The organism is Lysobacter olei (genome assembly GCF_054777355.1).
On record NZ_BAAHAT010000002.1, the window covers coordinates 262,203 to 279,555 of the forward strand.

A 17,353-nucleotide genomic window follows, 5' to 3' on the forward strand; every position below is an offset into this window, starting at 1 on the left:
TGGGGCTTGGGCGCGCGAACGGCGGTCATCACATGATCCTGAACCGGGGGCGCCTAGGATGCGGCGCAACCCGGCCCAAGGCCAGCCGTCGCGTGCCACCCCGGGGACACTTGATGATCCTGAACACAGTCGCGGCGACGGCCGCGCGCGTTCTGCTACCGTGGTCGACCTGGATGCATGGATGCGGCAGGACGCCGGCCACACTCACCACGCTGGGGATGAATGGGTAACACCACTTCGACCGCTCGCATCCTTGTCGTCGATGACCAGCCCGCCAACCTGCGGGTGGTCAGCATGCTGCTCGCACGCCAGTCGTTCGAGGTCGTCACCGCCGCCAGCGGCGAGGAGGCTCTGGAACGCTTCGAGGCACAACCGCCGGACCTGGTGCTGCTCGACATGATGATGCCGGGCATGGACGGGTTCGAGGTGCTCGACGGCCTGCGCGAGCGCCGCCATCCCTTCGACGTGCCGGTCGTGTTCGTCACGGCGGCACAGGACCGCGACCTGCTGTTGCGCGCGTTCGAGGCCGGCGCGGTGGATTACGTCACCAAGCCGTTCCTGCCCGAGGAATTGCTGGCGCGCGTGAATGCGCATGTGGGCCTGAAGTTGACCCGCGACCGGCTGACGCGCGTGGCGCGCGAACGCGAGGAACTGGTCAACCTGGTCGCGCACGACCTGAAGAACCCATTGAGCAGCGTGCTGTTCGCGAGCGACATCCTGATCAACGACGGCGTGAAGCCCGATCGGGTGCCGCGTTACCTGCGCATGATCCACGAGAGCGCGCAGGATGCGCTGGGCTACATCCGCGATTACCTGGAAAGCCGTGCGCGCGGTGGCGCCAACCCGCATGCCGATGCGCGCGCGGACCTGGGCGCGACCTTGCAGTGGCTGATGCAGCGCTACGAGATGCAACTGGAGGCGCGCGGCATCACGCCCACCGTGATCCCGCCCACGGACGATGCGTACGTGGCCATCGATGAGCGCGTGCTGCGCCAGGTCAGCGAGAACCTCGTCACCAACGCGATGAAGTACGCCCCCAATGCGCCGCTTTCGCTGGCGGCGCAGCGTGGGGCGCCGGGGTTCTGGCGGCTGGTGGTGGCCGACCGCGGGCCGGGCATCCCGCCCTCGCGGCAACGCGAACTGTTCAAGCCGTTCACCCGCTTGCAGGCCGACCCGGAGGACACGATCTCCAGCGGCTTGGGCCTGTCGTTGGCCAAGCAGATCATCGAGTCCGCCGGTGGCCAGCTCTGGTACGAAGGGCGCACCCGCGGGGGTGCGCGCTTCGTGATCGAATTGCCTGAAGTGACGTCCTGACGCGCGGCTGTTGCAAGCCGCGTTGCCCCGCGTGAGGCCACCTCACGCGCGGGCCATCAGACCTGCGCCGCCGGTCTCAGTCGTGGGCGGTGGAGGTGCGTCGGCTGCGCGTGCCGGTGCGGGCCTTGCGCGTGCCCGGCTTCTTCGCCTCCACGCGACGCGCGCTGCCTTCGATCGGTGCACTCGCCTCGGCCTGCCGGGCCTTGCGGCGCGCGGCGTACCAGAGCAGTCCGGCGGAGGCGACGGTGGCAGCCGCGATCATCGGGTGGCGGCGCATCAGCGCGGTGGCGACGCGCGCGCCGCCCTTCAACGCGCCCAGCTTTGCGCCTGCCTGCAGCCACTTGTCCGCGGCGGGCATCGCCTGCTTGAGGCCGTCGCCCACGGCGTTGGCCAGGCCCAGGGCACGATCGGGGAGGGAATGCAGGGTGTTCACGAGGGCGTTCTCCAAGGTTGAACCATGGACGGCAGTCTCCGCAGCGGGCCGTTGCGGTTGCGTGAGCGGCGTGCGGTGCCCGCGGCGGTGGGACGGCATTCGTTCAGGTGCCGCGCGGCTTGGCGCGGTGGGTGGCGGTGGCGGTCCACGGATCATCGGGCCAGGGATGCTTGGGATACCGCCCTTTCATCTCTTTTTTCACCTCGGGGTAGGTGCGCTCCCAGAAGCCCTTCAGGTCCTGCGTGACCTGCAGCGGGCGGCCGCCCGGCGAGAGCAGGTGCAGCGTGACCGGCACGCGGCCGTCGGCCACGCGCGGGGTGTCGGCCAGGCCAAACAGTTCCTGCAGCTTCACCGCCAACACCGGTGGCTGCGGACCGCCGACGGTGTGGCCGTCCGCGTCGGTCAGTGCATCGTCCCACGCGTACTCGATGCGACGCTCCATGCCCGAGGGCACCGTGATGCGCGTGGGCGCCAGCGTGTCGATGCGCTGGCGCAAGGCCCACGGCATCGCGCTCTTCAGCGCTTCGCCGAAGCTCTGTTCGTCGAGGGCGTCGAGGCGGGTCTTCCCGCTCAACGCGGGCTTGAGCCAGTCATCGAGCGTGGCCAGCAACGCGGCGTCGGACAGGTCGGGCAGCGCGCCTTCGCCTTCGGCCAGCTCGGCGCACCAGGTCCGCAGGCAGCGCACGCGCGCGCGCCATTGGCGCAGGCCTTCGGTCCACGGCAGCGCGTCCAGGCCGAGTTGGCGCACCGCATCGACCAGCGCGTCGGCGTAGCGCGCGGGATCGGGCTTGGCCAGTGGCTTGGAGGACAGCACGATGCGGTCATAGCGGCTCTCGCGCACTGCGGCGATGCCGCGCACGGTCGCATCCCACACCACGCGGTCCTCGGTGATGAAACGTTCGGGGAAGTCGCGGCGCAGCACCGCTTCGTCCAGCGGTGCGGCGCGCAGAATGCGCGCGTCGCGGGCCTCGTCGCGCAGTTCGGTGATGACCAGCCACGGTTCGCCGTACAGCGCGCTGTCGTCGAACAGCCTGGCGCTGCGGCCGTTGGCCAACGGGTAGCGGTACGGGTCAGTCGGGTGCTGGCGCGCGACGCGGTCGGGAAAGGCGTGCAGCAGCAGGTCACCGAGCGCGTGCGCGGGATGGTCGGCGCGCGGCGGCGCGTCCACGCGCAGGCGGCGGCGCCATTGGCGTGCGGCCTGGTCGAGCGCGGCCAACGACGCCCGCGAGGCGTTGCCGGGCACACGCCCGTCCCGGAACGCGGCCAGCGCCTGCCAGCGCTCGGCCACGGCATCCGAACGCGTGGCACCTGGGCCGCTGCGCAGCGGATCGCGCGCCTCCAGCAGCGCGGCGAGGTCACAGGCGAGCGCACGTGCTTCGGCCGCCTCGGGGGCGAGCAACATCGCGGCCAGGCGCGGGTGGGTGCCGAGCGCCAGCATGCGGCGGCCGAGGGGCGTGATCGCGGCGCTGCCGGTGGCCAATGCGCCGAGGCGCTGCAGCAGTTCGCGCGCGGCGGCCATCGCCCCGCCGGGCGGCGCATCGACAAACCGCAGCTGCGTGCTTCCCCACGCCGCCAGTTCGAGCGCGAGGCCCGCCAGCTCGACCTGGGCGATCTCCGGCCGGCGCTGCGGCTCCAGCCGCTGCGATTCCGGCCACAAGCGGTAGGCCCAGCCCTCGGCCACGCGGCCGGCACGACCGGCTCGCTGGTCGGCCGACGCCTGCGCGATGTTGACCACGTCCAGGCGCGGGAAGCCGCTGTTGGGGTCATAGCGCGGCTCGCGCGCGAGCCCGCTGTCGACCACCACGCGCACGCCGGGCAGGGTCACGCTGGACTCGGCGACGTTGGTCGCCAGCACGACGCGGCGATGGCCGTCAGGATCGGGCTGCAGCACGCGCGATTGCTGCTCCACTGGCAGCTCGCCGTGCAGCATCAACACGTCCACGCCGCGCAGCGCGTCGCTGCCGGCGAGCGCGGCCTCGACTCGCGCGATTTCGCGCTGGCCCGGCAGGAACACCAGCACATCGCCCGGGTGCTGCGTGACGGCATGCTCGATGGCGCGGCGCGCCTGGTGTTCCAGCGCTTCCTCACGGCGCGCGGGAAAGTGCGCGATCGACACGGGGTAGCTCCGCCCGGCGCTGCTCAGGCGCGGGGCATCGAGGAACGCCGCCAGGCGCTCGCCATCCAGCGTGGCCGACATCACCACGATGCGCAGGTCCTCGCGCAGGCCGGTCTGTACGTCCAGCGCCAAGGCCAGGCCTAGGTCGGCGCTGAGGTGGCGCTCATGGAACTCGTCGAACAGCAGCGCGCCGACGCCTTCCAGCATCGGGTCATCCTGCAGCATGCGGGTGAGGATGCCTTCGGTCACCACCTCGATCCGCGTTCGCGCACTGACCTTGCTCTCGAATCGGATGCGGTAACCGATGGTCTCGCCGGGTTGCTCGCCGCGCTGGCGCGCCATGAACGTCGCGGCCGCCCGTGCGGCGACCCGGCGCGGCTCCAGCATCACGATCTTCCGGCCCTCCAGCCATGGCGCCTCCAGCAGCGCCGGCGGCACCTGGGTGGTCTTGCCGGCGCCGGGCGGCGCTTCGAGGACGAGGCGTGGGTGCGTGGCGAGACTCTCGCGGATCTGCGGCAGCAGCGCGTCGATGGGAAAGGCAGGGCGGTTCATCGCCGACAAGGATACGGGGCCGCAGGCCCGACACCGCAGCGTCGACTAAAATCCCCCCATGGACTTGATCGACATCGGCGCCAACCTCACCCACGAATCCTTCGACCACGACCGCGATGCCGTGCTGCAACGCGCGCGCGACGCCGGCGTGGCACAGATGGTGATCACCGGTGCCAGCCGCGAACATTCGCCGCAGGCACTGGCACTGGCCCGCGCGCACCCGGGCGAGCTGTTCGCCACCGCCGGCGTGCACCCGCATCACGCCATCGAGTACACCGCCGAGTGCGATGCGGAGATGCGTGCACTGCACGCGCACGCCGAGGTCGTCGCGGTTGGCGAGTGCGGCCTCGACTACTTCCGCGATTTTTCCCCGCGCCCCGCGCAGCGCCGCGCCTTCGAACTGCAGCTGCAGATCGGCGTGGACACGGGCAAGCCGCTGTTCCTGCACCAGCGCGACGCGCACGCCGATTTCATGGCGATGATGAAGAACTTCGAAGGCCGCCTCGGGCCGGCGGTGGTGCACTGCTTCACCGGCACGCGCGAAGAGCTGTTCGACTACCTCGACCAGGATTGGTACGTGGGCATCACCGGCTGGCTGTGCGACGAGCGCCGCGGCTTGCACCTGCGCGAACTGGTCAAGCACATCCCGGCCAACCGCCTGATGATCGAGACCGACGCGCCGTACCTGCTGCCGCGCACGGTGCGCCCGCAGCCCAGCCACCGCCGCAACGAGCCGATGTACCTGGCGCACATCGTCGAGGAGCTGGCGCGTGATCGCAGCGAGGACGTCCTCACCACCGCGGCCCACAGCACCGCCGCCGCGCGCGAGTTCTTCCGCCTGCCGCCGCGGTGAAGGCCGCGTTGCACGGCACGCCGTACCTGCCCGTACACTTGGCGTCCCCCACATTGATGGACCGCCCGTGGCCGCACCGTTCCGCACGCTGCCCCTGATCCTCACGCTGGCTCTGGCCCTGACCGCCTGCCAAGGCGACGAATCCGCGAGCGACAAGGCCAAGACCGGCAAGGTGGCGCAGCAGACCGTGACGGTCGCGCAGCCGCAGACCCGACCGCTGGCCCGCTCGATCACCGTGTCGGGACCAGTCGCGGCGGTGGAGGAGATGCAGCTGGGCGTGGAGCTGTCCGGTCTGCGCGTCACCCGCCTGGCGGTGGACGTGGGCCAACAGGTGCGCCGCGGCCAGGTATTGCTCAGCCTCGACCACCGCATGCTCGACGCCGACCTCGCCCAGGCCAACGCGTCCCTGCGCGAAGCCGAGGCCGGCGCCGCGCTGGCTCGCGCCAACCTGACGCGCGGCGAGAACCTGGCGCGCGACAAGTTCATCAGCGCGATGCAGCTGGACGAATTGCGCGCCGCGCGCACCCAGGCCGAGGCGCGCCTGGGCACGGCCCGCGCCGCGCGCGATTCGGTGGCGTTGCGGCGCAGCTTCGCCGACCTGCGCGCCCCGGCCGATGGCCTGATCAGCAAGCGGCTGGTGCAGCCGGGCCAGGTGGTCTCCGCCGGCATGGAGCTGCTGCGCCTGATCAAGGACGGTCGTCTGGAGTGGCGCGCCGAACTGCCATCCGAGCAACTGGCGCGCGTGGCGCCCGGCGACGTGATCGCGCTCACCTCGCGCGAAGGCGCGCGCGTGGACGGCCGCGTGCGCGCGGTGACCCCGGGCGTCGACCCCGCCACCCGCACCGGCACCGTGTACGCGGACCTGCCGCAACCCGGCGGCCTGCAACCGGGCACCTACCTCGAAGGCCGCATCGACACCGGCACCGTGCAGGCGCTGGTGGTGCCTGCCGCCGCAGTAGTGCTGCGCGACGGCTTCAACACCGTGTTCACCGTCGATGCCAAGGGCCTCGCCCACCAGGTGCGGATCGAGGCGGGCACGCGCGACAGCGGCTTGGTGGAGGTGCGCCGCGGGCTCAAGCCCGGCGACCGCGTGGTCGTGGCCGGCGCCGGCTTCCTCGCCGATGGCGATGCGGTGCGCGTGGTTGACGCGGCCCAGCCGGCAGCCCAGCCGTGAGCGGCGGCGGCTCCCTCTCCACCTGGGGCATCCGCAATCCCGTCCCGGCGGTGATGCTGTTTTTCGTGCTGTGCGTCGCCGGCCTGTGGGGCTTCCACCAGCTGCCGGTGGCGCGCTTCCCCGACGTCGCCTTCCCGATGACCGTGGTCACCATCACCCAGCCCGGCGCCTCGCCGTCACAGCTGGAGACCGAGGTCACCCGCCGCGTCGAGGACGCGGTCGCCACACTGGACAACGTCAAACGCGTCACCTCCACCGTGGTCGAAGGCGTCAGCACCACCGCCATCGAGTTCCAGCTGGAGACCGACCTGCTGGTCGCGCTGAACGACAGCAAGGACGCGGTCACCCGCATCCGCATGGACCTGCCGCAGGACATCCAGGAACCGGTGGTGTCGAAGGTCGAGATCGGCGGCTCGCTGCTCACCTATGCGGTCAGCGCGCCGGGCATGAGCGATGACGAGCTGTCGTGGTTCGTCGACCGCCACGTCACCCGCGCGTTGTACGGCGTGGAAGGCGTGGCCGCGGTGCACCGCATCGGCGGCATCGACCGCCAGGTGCGCGTGGACCTGGACCCGCAGGCGCTGCAGGCGCACGGCGTCACCGCCGGCGAGGTCAACCAGCAACTCGCGCTGACCCAGGTCGAACGCCCCGGCGGCAAGGCCGAGCTGGCGGGCGGCCAGCAGACCATCCGCACGATTGCCACGGTCACCGATGCCCAGGCACTGCGCGACTTCAGCATCGCCCTGCCCAACGGCCAGCAGGTGCGGCTGTCGGCACTGGCCGCCGTCACCGACGGCGCCGCCGACCCCAGCCAGCTCGCGCTGCTGGACGGCAAGGCGGTGGTCGGCTTCTCGCTCTCGCGCAGCCGCGGCGCCGACGAGCTGAAGGTGCGCGATGGCGTCAAGGCCGCGCTGGAGGAGTTGCGCGCCGCGCACGCCGGCACTGAATTCCGCCTCGTCACCGACATGTCCGAGGAGACCGAGCGCTCCTACAGTTCGTCGATGACCATGCTGGTCGAAGGCGCGTTGCTGGCGCTGGTGGTGGTGTGGTGGTTCCTGCGCGACTGGCGCGCGACGTGGGTGTCGGCAATCGCGCTGCCACTGTCGATCATCCCCACCTTCGCGGTGATCCATTGGCTGGGCTTCTCGCTCAACATGATCACCCTGCTGGCGCTGTCGGTGGTGGTCGGCATCCTGGTCGACGACGCCATCGTCGAGATCGAGAACATCGTGCGCCACCTCGGCATGGGCAAGAGTCCGCTCAGTGCCGCGCGCGACGCTGCCGACGAGATCGGCACCGCGGTCATCGCCACCTCGGTGACGCTGGCGGCGGTATTCGTGCCGGTGGCGTTCATGCCCGGCATTGCCGGCAAGTTCTTCCGCGAGTTTGGCTGGACCGCGGCGACGGCGGTGCTGTTCTCGCTGTTGGTGGCGCGCCTGCTCACGCCGATGATGGCCGCCTACCTGCTCAAGCCGCACACCGGCCCGGTCGAGGACAGCGCACTGATGAAGCGCTACCTGCGCTGGGTCGACGCCGCGCTGCGCCACCGCTGGCGCACGCTCGGGCTGGCGACGGTGCTGTTCATCGCCTCGCTGGCGCTGATCCCGCTGATCCCGACCACGTTCATCCCGGTGGCCGACCAGGGCCGCAGCATGCTGTCGCTGGAACTGCCGCCGGGCACGCCGATCGAGGAGACCGCGCGTGTGTCCGAGGACGCGCGCCGCCGGCTGGCCGCCATCCCCGAACTCAAGCAGGTATTCACCCAGATCGGCAGCGTCCCCGACCTGGGTGACCCGGCCAAGAGCGGTGGCGCTGACGCACGCAAGGCCGTGCTCACCCTCGATTGGGGCAAGGCCGCCGACCGTGACCGCAGCCAGCGCACGCTGGAACAGGCGGTGCGCGATGCCTTGGCCGACCTGCCTGGCGCACGCCTGAGCTTCATCAGCAACGAACCGGGCGAGCAGATGATGCTGGTGCTGGCTGGCGACGATCCGGTGCAGCTCAACGCCGCCGCCAGCGCGGTGGAACGCGACCTGCGCCGCATCCAGGGCCTGGGCAGCATCTCCTCGTCCGCGTCGCTGCTGCGTCCGGAACTGCAGATCGTGCCCAACGCCGCGCGTGCTGCTGACCTGGGCGTGTCCACCGCCAGCATTGCCGAGGCCGCGCGCGTGGCCACCGCTGGCGACTACACCCAGCGCCTGGCCAAACTCAACCTGCCCGACCGTCAGATTCCGATCCGCGTCGGCTTCGCCCGCGAGGACCTGCGCGACCGCGCCACGCTGGAGCAGCTCCGCGTGCGCGGCAGCAGCGGCCCGGTGCCGCTGTCGGCCGTCGCCGACATCCGCGAAGGCAGCGGCCCGTCGGTGATCAGCCGCTACAAGCGCCAGCGCAACGTCACCCTCACCGCCGAGCTCAACGGCCGTCCGCTGGGCGAAGTGATGGCCGAGGTGCAGGCGCTGCCATCGGTGCAGAACGTGCCGCCCGGCGTTGCCTTCATCAACACCGGCGACGCGGAAATCTTCGTCGAACTGTTCACCGGCTTCCTGATGGCGATGGCCGCCGGCATCGCCTGCATCTACATGGTGCTGCTGTTGCTGTTCAAGCACCCGATGCAGCCGCTGACCATCCTCACTGCCATCCCGCTGTGCGCGGGCGGTGCGTTCGGCGCGCTGCTGATCACCCAGAACATGCTGTCGCTGCCCGCGCTGATCGGCCTGCTGATGCTGATCGGCATCGCCACCAAGAACTCGATCCTGCTGGTTGACTACGCGGTGATGGCCGAGGACCAGCATGGCCTGAGCCAGCACGACGCGCTGGTGGATGCCTGCCACAAGCGCGCGCGGCCGGTAATCATGACCACGATTGCGATGGGCGCGGGCATGCTGCCGCTGGCGCTGGGCTTTTCCGGCGACAGCAGCTTCCGCGCGCCGATGGCATGGGCGGTGATCGGCGGGCTGATCACTTCCACCGCGCTCAGCCTGCTGGTGATTCCGGCGGCGTACACCGTGCTGCACGATGTCGGCGACTGGTTCGGTCGCCGGCTGCGGCGTCCGGCGCACGCCTAGCGCTGCGGCCCTCGCCGCTCGTCGCATGGCGGCAGGCGAGCCGGTTCGTGCCGGGCGCCCGAGGGCCCATGCCGCGTGCGGCCGACCGAGCCGCGATCGGCACTGACGCGATCAGCGCGCGGGCGCGGCCTGCAAGGCCAGGTAACGCGCGTCACGCTGCGGCGATGCCATCGGCTGCATCACCACATCGACCCGCTCGACGCCGGACCGCTGGCATGCCCGGCCCACTTCGCTCATCAAGCGTGCGCGTGACGCGTAGATCTGGCTGAAGTTGTACTGACCCAGGGCCTCGCCCACGTCGCGCTGCTTCGGCAGCACCCGTGCCTCGCACTGGAAAGTCAGCAGGGCGGCGGCCCGGATGGGCGCCACCTCGGTCACCGGCGGTTCGGCGGACAAGGCACTGGCGGATGCCACCAGCAGGGCGACGGCGAGGGCAAGACGCGGCGTTTGGACGGTCATGGCAAGGCTCCTTCGGACGGTCCTGCCAGCCGCGCACCCTGCGCGCCAACGCCGCCCTAAAGGCGCATTACGTTTCTGCGCACGGCGGTGACAGCCTGTCGGGCCGCGGCCGCCGTCAACCGACGAACGGCCGAGTTCTGGCCACCAGGGCCATTGCGGGCCGACCTCAGCTGCGCAGCCCGACCCCGCGCTTGAGCAGCCACAGCCCCACCGCCGCCAACGCCGCGACGAAGCCCAGCATCAACGCATACGCCACCCACAGCGGCACGTCGCTCACGCCCAGCAGGCCGTAGCGGAACGCGTTGACCATGTAGAAGATCGGGTTGGCGTGGGTCGCCGCCTCGGCCCAGTCCGGCAGCAGCTTTACCGAGTAGAACACGCCGCCCAGATAGGTCAGCGGGGTCAGGATGAAGGTCGGCACGATCGCGATGTCATCGAACTTCTTCGCGTACACCGCGTTGACGAAACCGGCCAGCGAGAAGATCGTCGCGCCCAGCAGCACCGTGGTGAACGTCACCAGCGGGTGCGGCACGCGCACCTTGGTGAACAGCATGGCAATGGCCAGCACGATCGCGCCCACCATCAGCCCGCGCAGCACCGCACCGGCCACGTAGCCGGTGAGAATCACCCAGTTGGGCATCGGGCTGACCAGCAGTTCCTCGACATGGCGGCCGAACTTCGCACCGAAGAAGCTCGAGGAGATGTTGCCGTAGCTGTTCTGGATCACGCTCATCATCACCAGCCCGGGGACGATGAAATCCATGTACTTGATCCCGTCCATCTCGCCCACGCGCGAGCCGATCAGCCCGCCGAAGATCAGGAAGTACAGGGTCATGGTGATCGCCGGCGGCACGAGGGTCTGGCCCCAGATGCGCAGGATGCGGTTGACCTCGCGGCGCACGATGGTGCCCAGGGCAACCCAGTGGCGCTGGTTCACGGAGAGTTCGTTGGAGGTCATGCGGTCTGCCTGTTCGGTCCTGCTCATGCGGCGCGCTCCGGTGCGGCCGGTTGCACGCCATCAGGGCTGTCGCCCCCGGTCAGGCGCACGAAGAGTTCTTCCAGCCGGTTGCTCTTGGTGCGCATCGAGCGCACGCGGATGCCGGACTCGCCCAGCGTGGCGAACACGCGGTTGAGGTCCATCGCCCGCGGCATCTCCAGATCCAGCGTGTGCGCGTCCTCGGCGACCAGCGTGGTGCCTTCGATCACCGGCAGTACCGCCGGCAATTCACCGTCGATGTCGAGCAGGAAGCCCTCCACGTCGAGCTTGGCCAGCAGCGCCTTCATCGGCCCCTGCTCCACGATGCGGCCGCGGTCGATGATCGCCAGGTTGCGGCACAGGCTCTCCGCTTCCTCCAGGTAGTGCGTGGTCAGGATGATCGTGGTGCCGGCGGCGTTGATCTCCTTCAGCGTCTTCCACATGCCGCGGCGGATCTCGATGTCCACGCCGGCGGTGGGTTCGTCGAGGATCAGCAACCGCGGATGCGTCATCATCGCCCGCGCGATCATCAGCCGGCGCTTCATGCCGCCCGACAGCGTACGGCTCATCACCGTGGCCTTTTCCCACAGCTGCGCGCGGCGCAGTTCCTGCTCGGCCCGCTGCAACGCCACCTCGCGCGGCACGCCGTAGAACCCGGCGTAGTTGACCAGGATGTCGAGCGGCTTCTCGAACAGGTTGAAGTTGATCTCCTGCGGCACCAGCCCGATCAGGCGCATCGCCGCGCCACGGTCGGTCTGCAGGTCGGTGCCGAACACGCGCACGTCACCGCTGCTGAGGTTGACCAGCGAGCTGACGATGCCGATCAGCGTGCTCTTGCCTGCGCCGTTGGGGCCGAGCAGGGCGAAGAAGTCACCGGGCATCACGTCCAGCGAGACGCCCTTCAGCGCCTCGACGCGGTTGTCGTAGGTCTTGCGCAGATCGCGCACCGACAGCGCCGGCGTCGTGGCCGGCTGGGAATTCTGGGTCATCGGCAGGGCCTGTGCCGCGAGCCGCGCGGCGATAGCCGGTAGTATAGGCGGCTTGGTGGCCCCACCCCGGCCACGCTGTGTTGCACGCGCGGCCCTTTCGGCCGGCGCCGCCGCCCCGGAACCACCCCGTGATGAAGCATTTCCCGCTCAAGCTCGTCTCCCGCCGCATGGTCGCCCCGTCGGTGGGCCACTACGTGTTCCTGCGCGACGACGGCGAGCCGCTGGACTTCATCCCCGGCCAGTTCATCCAGGTGCACTTCGACTACGCCGACGGCACGCCGACCAAGCGTTCGTATTCACTGGCCACGATCCACGACCACGCATTGGGCCCGGGCGAGGCGGTAGAGATCGCGGTGAGTTACGTGCCCGGCGGCGCGGCCACGGCCCTGTTTGAAGGCCTGCCGGAGGGCGGCGCCATCACCGCCAGCGGGCCTTACGGGCGCTTTTGCCTGATGCCCGCCGACACCAACCGCCGCTACCTGCTGATCGCCACCGGCACGGGCGTCACCCCGTACCGCTCGATGCTGCCTCAGCTGGAAACGCTGATGCGCGAGCGCGGCGTGGAAGTGGTGCTGCTGTTCGGCGCGCGCACCCCGGCCGAACTGCTGTACGGCGACGAGTTCCGCGCCTTTGCCGAGGCGCACCCAGGTTTCCGGTTCGTGCCGTGCTTCTCGCGAGAGTTGCCGGAAGAGGGCTCGCCGCACGCCCACGCCGACGTGCGCCATGGCTACGTGCAACAGGCCCTGTCCGAGTTTGCGCCCAACCCCGCCACGGATGTCGCCTACCTGTGCGGCAATCCGAACATGGTCGATGCGTGCTTTGAGGCGCTGAAGGGCTTGGGTCTGGCGGTGCCGCAGATCCGCCGCGAGAAGTACGTCAGCAGCAAGTAAGGCGCCGCCTGTGCCGGCCAGCCGTCCCGGCGACCCCGGCATGTAAAGGACGCTTGACACGACCACGGGGTCGCACGTACCGTCTGTAAAGGAAACTTTACAGGAAGTGCCCGCATGCGCCTTGTCCCGACCCGCTCCGCCCCAGCCGAAGCTCCGGCCGTCGGACGGTCCCTGTGATGAGCCTGGCCCACCGCTACTGGACCGGCCTGAGCCCGGCGCTGCGGCGTTATTACCGCGCCTCGTTGCTGCCCAGCGCGCTGTTCCTCATTCTCGCGTTCACGCACGAATGGGCGTCGCGGCATCCGGACTTCGCGTCCGGGGTGCGCGCCGCGTTTGCCCTCGCACCCGTCTTCGCCCTGGCGTGGCTGTTCGCCGCCTACCTGCACTTCCTGCGCGATTGCGACGAGCTGGAACGCCGCATCGAACTCGACGCGCTCGCCTGGGCCGCGGGCATCACCCTGCATGGCGTGATGGCCTGCCTGTTCCTGCTCGACGCGAAGGTGGTGGCTTGGCCCGCATCGCATGCGGTGGCCCTGCTCGGGGTGTTGCTGCTCGGCAGTTACGCCCTGGTCCGCGCCGTGCTGCACCGCCGCTACCAATGAACAACCGCCTGCGCGAACTGCGTGACGCCTGCGGCTGGTCGCAGGGCGAGCTGGCCGAGCGGCTGGACGTGTCACGCCAAACCATCAACGCGCTGGAAACCGGCAAGTACGACCCGTCGCTGCCGCTGGCGTTCCGCATCGCGCGCCTGTTCGAGCGTCGCATCGAAGACGTGTTCTTCCCCGATTCCGAGTGAGCCGCCCGGCCCACCCACCGCACCACCGAAAGCGCAAGGAGAAGCAGCTGCCCATGTTCCGCCACCCGACCCCGCCCACCGGCGGCACCCCCCTACCTGACCTTCGTCACGCTCCGACACGCGGCCCGGCCTGCGATGCTCGGCCGCTGTCCGCCGCCAAGGTAAACACGATGCACGTACGATTGACCGGGACCGCGGCGCTGGCTGCGTCCCTGCTGCTGGCGGCCTGCCAGCCCACTGCCGAATCCGCCCCGACGGCCGCCGACGGTGCCAGTCACCATCTGGGCAAGGTCGTGCTGCAGCCCTGCGTGCTGGGCGGCGACAATGGCATGCCGACCGTGGAAGCCCAGTGCGGCCAGTTCGAGGTGGCCGAGAATCCGGCGCAACCGAAGGGGCGCAAGATCAAGCTCAACCTCGCGCGGCTGCCGGCCACCGGCAAGGGCAACGCGCAGCCGGACCCGGTGTTCTTCCTCGCCGGCGGCCCGGGCCAGGCCGCTGTCCAGACCGCGCCGGTGATCAACGCGGCGCTGCGCGAGGTGCGCAAGCAGCGTGACGTCATCCTCGTCGACCAGCGCGGCACCGGCGGTTCCAACCCGCTGGACTGCAAGGACGCCAAGGGCCAGCCGCTGGAGCTGGACGCCAGCCGCACGCCGACCGACGCCTCCCTGGCCGACTTCGCGCGCCAGTGCCTGGCCTCGCTCGAGGGCCGCGCCGACCCGCGCTTCTACACCACCACCCATGCCATCGCCGACCTCGACGCGGTGCGCGCGGCGATGGGCGTGGACAAGATCAACGTGGTGGGCGGCTCGTACGGCACCCGCGTGGCGCAGCAGTACGCCACCCGCTACCCGCAACACACCCGCACGGTGGTGATCGACGGCGTGGCGCCCAACCGGTTGGTGGTGGGCGGCGAGTTCGCGCGGACCCTGCAGCGCGCGCTGCAGCTGCAACAGGCGCAATGCGCCCAGCAGCCGCAGTGCAAGCAGCGTTTCGGCGGCGACCTGATCGCACGGATCAAGGCGCTGAAGGACAAGCTCAATGCCGCTCCCGTGGAAGTCGCCTACCGTGACCCGACCACCAACGCGCCCAAGCGCGACACCCTTTCCGGCGACACGGTCAGCGGCATGGCGCAGGGCATGTCGTACATGCCGCAGCTCGCCGCGATGCTGCCGCTGGTCGTGGCGGAGGCCGAGCAGGGCCGGTACGAGTCGCTGATGGCGGTCGCGCAGATCTGGTCCGGCCAGGTAGTCGGGCAGATGAACCGCGGCATGCAGTGGTCGGTGGTGTGCGCCGAGGACGCGCCGCGCTACCAGGCCGACCCGGTCGACGCCGACACGGTGCTGGGTGGCGGCATGGGCAAGATGTTCTTTGCGGCGTGCGCGGTATGGCCCAAGGGCGACGTCCCAGCCGACTTCCACGCGCCGTTCAAGACCTCGCTGCCGACGCTGCTGCTGTCCGGCGAACTCGATCCGGTCACCCCGCCGTCGTACGCCGACGAAGTGGCCAAGGGCCTGGGCAACGCACGCCACATCGTGTTGCGCGGCCAGGCACACGGCACGCTCGGCACCGGCTGCATGCCCAAGCTGCTCGGCCAGTTCATCGAACGCGCCGACCCCAAGGCGCTTGATGCCAAGTGCCTCGACAGCCTGACCTATACCCCGCCGTTCACCAGCTTCAACGGCTGGGAACCCTGAGCGCGCAAGGACTGACTTCATGATCATCGCAAACGATCTGCACAAGGCGTTCAAGACCAAGACCGGCACGGTACAAGCGGTCGAGGGCGTCTCCTTCGAGGCCCGCGACGGCCAGATCACCGGCCTGCTCGGCCCTAACGGCGCCGGCAAGACCACCACCCTGCGCATGCTGTACACGCTGATGGCGCCCGACCGCGGCAACGTCACCGTCGACGGCGTCGACGCGGCCGTGGACCCCGCCGCGGTGCGCCGCGCACTGGGCGTGCTGCCCGACGCGCGAGGCGTGTACAAGCGCCTGACCGCGCGCGAGAACATCGCCTACTTTGGCGAGCTTCACGGCCTGTCCGCCGCCGACATCGCCCGTCGTACCGACGTGCTGGCCAAAGCGCTGGAGATGGGCGACATCCTCGACCGCCAGACCGAAGGCTTCAGCCAGGGCCAGCGCACCAAGACCGCCATCGCCCGCGCGCTGGTGCACGACCCACGCAACGTCATCCTCGACGAGCCGACCAACGGCCTGGACGTGATGACCACGCGTGCCATGCGCGGCTTCCTGCAGCAACTCAAGGCTGAAGGCCGCTGCGTGATCTTCTCCAGCCACATCATGCAGGAGGTGGCCGCGCTGTGTGATCGCATCGTCATCATCGCCAAGGGCCGCGTGGTCGCCGCCGGCACCGCCGACGAGCTGCGCGCCAAGTTCGGTGAGAGCAACCTGGAAGACGCCTTCGTCAAGGCCATCGGCTCGGAGGAGGGCCTGCACGCATGAAGACTGGATTCTTCCCCTCGATGTTCGCCGTGATGCGCAAGGAACTGCGCGAGGTCATGCGCGACCGCCGCACGATGATGATGGCGCTGGTGCTCAGCCCATTGCTGACCCCGTTGCTGTTCATGGGCATGGGCAAGCTGGGCGAGAACCGCGCCAAGACCGAACTCGACAAGGTGTTGGAAGTGCCCGTGGTCGGCATCGAGCAGGCCCCCAACCTGATGGCCTACCTCGCCACGCGCGGGATCAAGGCGGTCGCGGCCCCGAAGGACCTGGACGGCGCGATCGCCCGTCAGGAAGTGGACGTGGCACTGGAGCTGGATCCCGCGTTCGGCGAGGCCTGGCGCGAAGGCCGGTCGGCGTCCATCGAAATCGTCGCCGACACCACGGCCCGCGCCAGCGAGGTACCGGTGGCCCGCGTGCGCAACGCGCTGGAAGGCTACCGCGACCAGATGGGCACGCTTCGGCTGATGGCGCGCGGCATCGACCCGGGCGTGGTGCGCCCGCTGAGCGTCGGCGTGCGCGACATGGCGTCCGCGGAGGCCAAGCGTGGGCAGCTCGCCGCGATGCTGCTGCCCTACCTGCTGATCCTCTCGGCCTTCCTGGGTGGCATGGCGGTGATCTTGGACGCGACCGCCGGCGAGCGCGAACGCCAGTCGCTGGAACCGTTGCTGGCCACGCCGGCACCGCGCAGCGCCGTGGTCAGCGGCAAGATCGCCGCGGCGTGCGCACTGGGCCTGGCGTCGCTGCTGTTGATGCTGGTGACGTTCAAGGCCTTGGCCACCTTCGCGCCGGGCGGCGGCATGGTCATCGACGTCAGCACCCGCAACATCGCCATGCTGCTGCTGGTGCTGCTGCCCATGCTGTTCATCGGCACTTCGCTGCTGACGTTCCTGGCCGCCAGCGCGAAGAGCATGAAGGAGGCGCAGAGCCACATGGCCTGGCTGATGCTGCTGCCGATGATTCCTTCGATCGCGCTGATGGTGAACCCGATCAAGCAGCAGCTGTGGCAGTACGTGGTCCCCTTCCTCGCGCAGAACCAGATGATCCTCAAGATCGCGCGTGGCGATGCCATTCCGATGCAGACATGGGGCCTCTACCTGGCCGCAAGCTTTGGCCTCGCCGCCGTGCTGTGGTTTGCCGCGGTGCATCGTTACCACCAGGAACGGTTGGCGATCTCGGGCTGAAGCCCGGCAACCGATGGATCGGCGGTGCGTGGCCGCCGGTCCGGCTACATGGGGAGAACGGAAACGCCCATCCCACGGCACCCGGATTCGGC

The 17,353-nt window shown here is 69.8% G+C and carries 15 protein-coding genes; 10 read left to right on the forward strand and 5 right to left on the reverse strand.

The window, feature by feature from the left end:
* Positions 1-222: 222 nt before the first annotated feature.
* A complete protein-coding gene (locus ACYVBS_RS03855; RefSeq protein ID WP_460821904.1) occupies positions 223-1,314 on the forward strand; it encodes a hybrid sensor histidine kinase/response regulator in 1,092 nt (363 codons plus the stop codon).
* Positions 1,315-1,390: 76 nt separating this feature from the next.
* Here the strand turns inward: ACYVBS_RS03855 and ACYVBS_RS03860 are convergent, their stop codons facing one another.
* The gene (locus tag ACYVBS_RS03860) at positions 1,391-1,747 is read right to left on the reverse strand and encodes a hypothetical protein (protein WP_460821906.1); all 357 of its coding nucleotides are present in this window, start codon (positions 1,745-1,747) and stop codon (positions 1,391-1,393) included.
* Positions 1,748-1,850: 103 nt separating this feature from the next.
* A complete protein-coding gene (gene hrpB / locus ACYVBS_RS03865) occupies positions 1,851-4,415 on the reverse strand; it encodes an ATP-dependent helicase HrpB (RefSeq protein ID WP_460821907.1) in 2,565 nt (854 codons plus the stop codon).
* A 58-nt stretch (positions 4,416-4,473) separates the two neighbouring features.
* Here hrpB and ACYVBS_RS03870 point away from each other — a divergent pair, with 58 nt between their 5' ends.
* From ACYVBS_RS03870 to ACYVBS_RS03880, 3 genes are all read left to right on the forward strand, one after another.
* Positions 4,474-5,268, forward strand: a complete 795-nt coding sequence (locus ACYVBS_RS03870; protein WP_460821908.1) for a TatD family hydrolase — start codon at positions 4,474-4,476, stop codon at positions 5,266-5,268.
* Between the two features lie 67 nt (positions 5,269-5,335).
* Entirely contained in the window at positions 5,336-6,442 is a 1,107-nt protein-coding gene (locus ACYVBS_RS03875; protein WP_460821909.1) for an efflux RND transporter periplasmic adaptor subunit, read from the forward strand.
* Positions 6,439-9,507 (forward strand): efflux RND transporter permease subunit, encoded by a 3,069-nt coding sequence (locus ACYVBS_RS03880; protein WP_460821910.1) that lies wholly within the window; start codon positions 6,439-6,441, stop codon positions 9,505-9,507. Before ACYVBS_RS03875 ends, ACYVBS_RS03880 begins: the two co-directional genes overlap by 4 nt.
* Before the next feature lie 111 nt (positions 9,508-9,618).
* On the opposite strand, the gene ACYVBS_RS03885 is transcribed toward ACYVBS_RS03880, so the two are convergent.
* From ACYVBS_RS03885 to ACYVBS_RS03895, 3 genes are all read right to left on the reverse strand, one after another.
* The gene (locus ACYVBS_RS03885; protein WP_460821912.1) at positions 9,619-9,966 is read right to left on the reverse strand and encodes a hypothetical protein; all 348 of its coding nucleotides are present in this window, start codon (positions 9,964-9,966) and stop codon (positions 9,619-9,621) included.
* Between the two features lie 166 nt (positions 9,967-10,132).
* Entirely contained in the window at positions 10,133-10,924 is a 792-nt protein-coding gene (locus ACYVBS_RS03890; protein WP_460822175.1) for an ABC transporter permease, read from the reverse strand.
* Positions 10,925-10,947: 23 nt separating this feature from the next.
* The gene (locus ACYVBS_RS03895) at positions 10,948-11,931 is read right to left on the reverse strand and encodes an ABC transporter ATP-binding protein (RefSeq protein WP_460821913.1); all 984 of its coding nucleotides are present in this window, start codon (positions 11,929-11,931) and stop codon (positions 10,948-10,950) included.
* Between the two features lie 131 nt (positions 11,932-12,062).
* On the opposite strand from ACYVBS_RS03895, the gene ACYVBS_RS03900 reads away from it, so the two are divergent.
* From ACYVBS_RS03900 to ACYVBS_RS03925, 6 genes are all read left to right on the forward strand, one after another.
* Entirely contained in the window at positions 12,063-12,821 is a 759-nt protein-coding gene (locus tag ACYVBS_RS03900; protein WP_460821914.1) for a ferredoxin--NADP reductase, read from the forward strand.
* 176 nt (positions 12,822-12,997) lie between these two features.
* Positions 12,998-13,423 (forward strand): hypothetical protein, encoded by a 426-nt coding sequence (locus ACYVBS_RS03905; protein ID WP_460821915.1) that lies wholly within the window; start codon positions 12,998-13,000, stop codon positions 13,421-13,423.
* On the forward strand, positions 13,420-13,617 hold the full coding sequence (locus tag ACYVBS_RS03910) for a helix-turn-helix transcriptional regulator (protein WP_460821917.1): 198 nt from the start codon (positions 13,420-13,422) through the stop codon (positions 13,615-13,617). Before ACYVBS_RS03905 ends, ACYVBS_RS03910 begins: the two co-directional genes overlap by 4 nt.
* Before the next feature lie 170 nt (positions 13,618-13,787).
* On the forward strand, positions 13,788-15,311 hold the full coding sequence (locus ACYVBS_RS03915) for an alpha/beta hydrolase (RefSeq protein ID WP_460821918.1): 1,524 nt from the start codon (positions 13,788-13,790) through the stop codon (positions 15,309-15,311).
* A gap of 19 nt (positions 15,312-15,330) precedes the next feature.
* A complete protein-coding gene (locus ACYVBS_RS03920) occupies positions 15,331-16,077 on the forward strand; it encodes an ABC transporter ATP-binding protein (RefSeq protein ID WP_460821920.1) in 747 nt (248 codons plus the stop codon).
* Positions 16,074-17,261, forward strand: a complete 1,188-nt coding sequence (locus tag ACYVBS_RS03925; protein WP_460821921.1) for an ABC transporter permease — start codon at positions 16,074-16,076, stop codon at positions 17,259-17,261. Before ACYVBS_RS03920 ends, ACYVBS_RS03925 begins: the two co-directional genes overlap by 4 nt.
* Positions 17,262-17,353: the final 92 nt, after the last annotated feature.

Excerpts from the sequence above, each read along its gene's own strand:
- ACYVBS_RS03855 (WP_460821904.1), top strand. The coding sequence starts at position 223 with ATGGGTAACACCACTTCGACCGCTCGCATCCTTGTCGTCGATGACCAG.
- hrpB (WP_460821907.1), bottom strand. The coding sequence starts at position 4,415 with ATGAACCGCCCTGCCTTTCCCATCGACGCGCTGCTGCCGCAGATCCGC.
- ACYVBS_RS03870 (WP_460821908.1), top strand. The coding sequence starts at position 4,474 with ATGGACTTGATCGACATCGGCGCCAACCTCACCCACGAATCCTTCGAC.
- ACYVBS_RS03885 (WP_460821912.1), bottom strand. The coding sequence starts at position 9,966 with ATGACCGTCCAAACGCCGCGTCTTGCCCTCGCCGTCGCCCTGCTGGTG.
- ACYVBS_RS03890 (WP_460822175.1), bottom strand. The coding sequence starts at position 10,924 with ATGACCTCCAACGAACTCTCCGTGAACCAGCGCCACTGGGTTGCCCTG.
- ACYVBS_RS03895 (WP_460821913.1), bottom strand. The coding sequence starts at position 11,931 with ATGACCCAGAATTCCCAGCCGGCCACGACGCCGGCGCTGTCGGTGCGC.
- ACYVBS_RS03900 (WP_460821914.1), top strand. The coding sequence starts at position 12,063 with ATGAAGCATTTCCCGCTCAAGCTCGTCTCCCGCCGCATGGTCGCCCCG.
- ACYVBS_RS03905 (WP_460821915.1), top strand. The coding sequence starts at position 12,998 with ATGAGCCTGGCCCACCGCTACTGGACCGGCCTGAGCCCGGCGCTGCGG.
- ACYVBS_RS03910 (WP_460821917.1), top strand. The coding sequence starts at position 13,420 with ATGAACAACCGCCTGCGCGAACTGCGTGACGCCTGCGGCTGGTCGCAG.
- ACYVBS_RS03915 (WP_460821918.1), top strand. The coding sequence starts at position 13,788 with ATGCACGTACGATTGACCGGGACCGCGGCGCTGGCTGCGTCCCTGCTG.
- ACYVBS_RS03920 (WP_460821920.1), top strand. The coding sequence starts at position 15,331 with ATGATCATCGCAAACGATCTGCACAAGGCGTTCAAGACCAAGACCGGC.
- ACYVBS_RS03925 (WP_460821921.1), top strand. The coding sequence starts at position 16,074 with ATGAAGACTGGATTCTTCCCCTCGATGTTCGCCGTGATGCGCAAGGAA.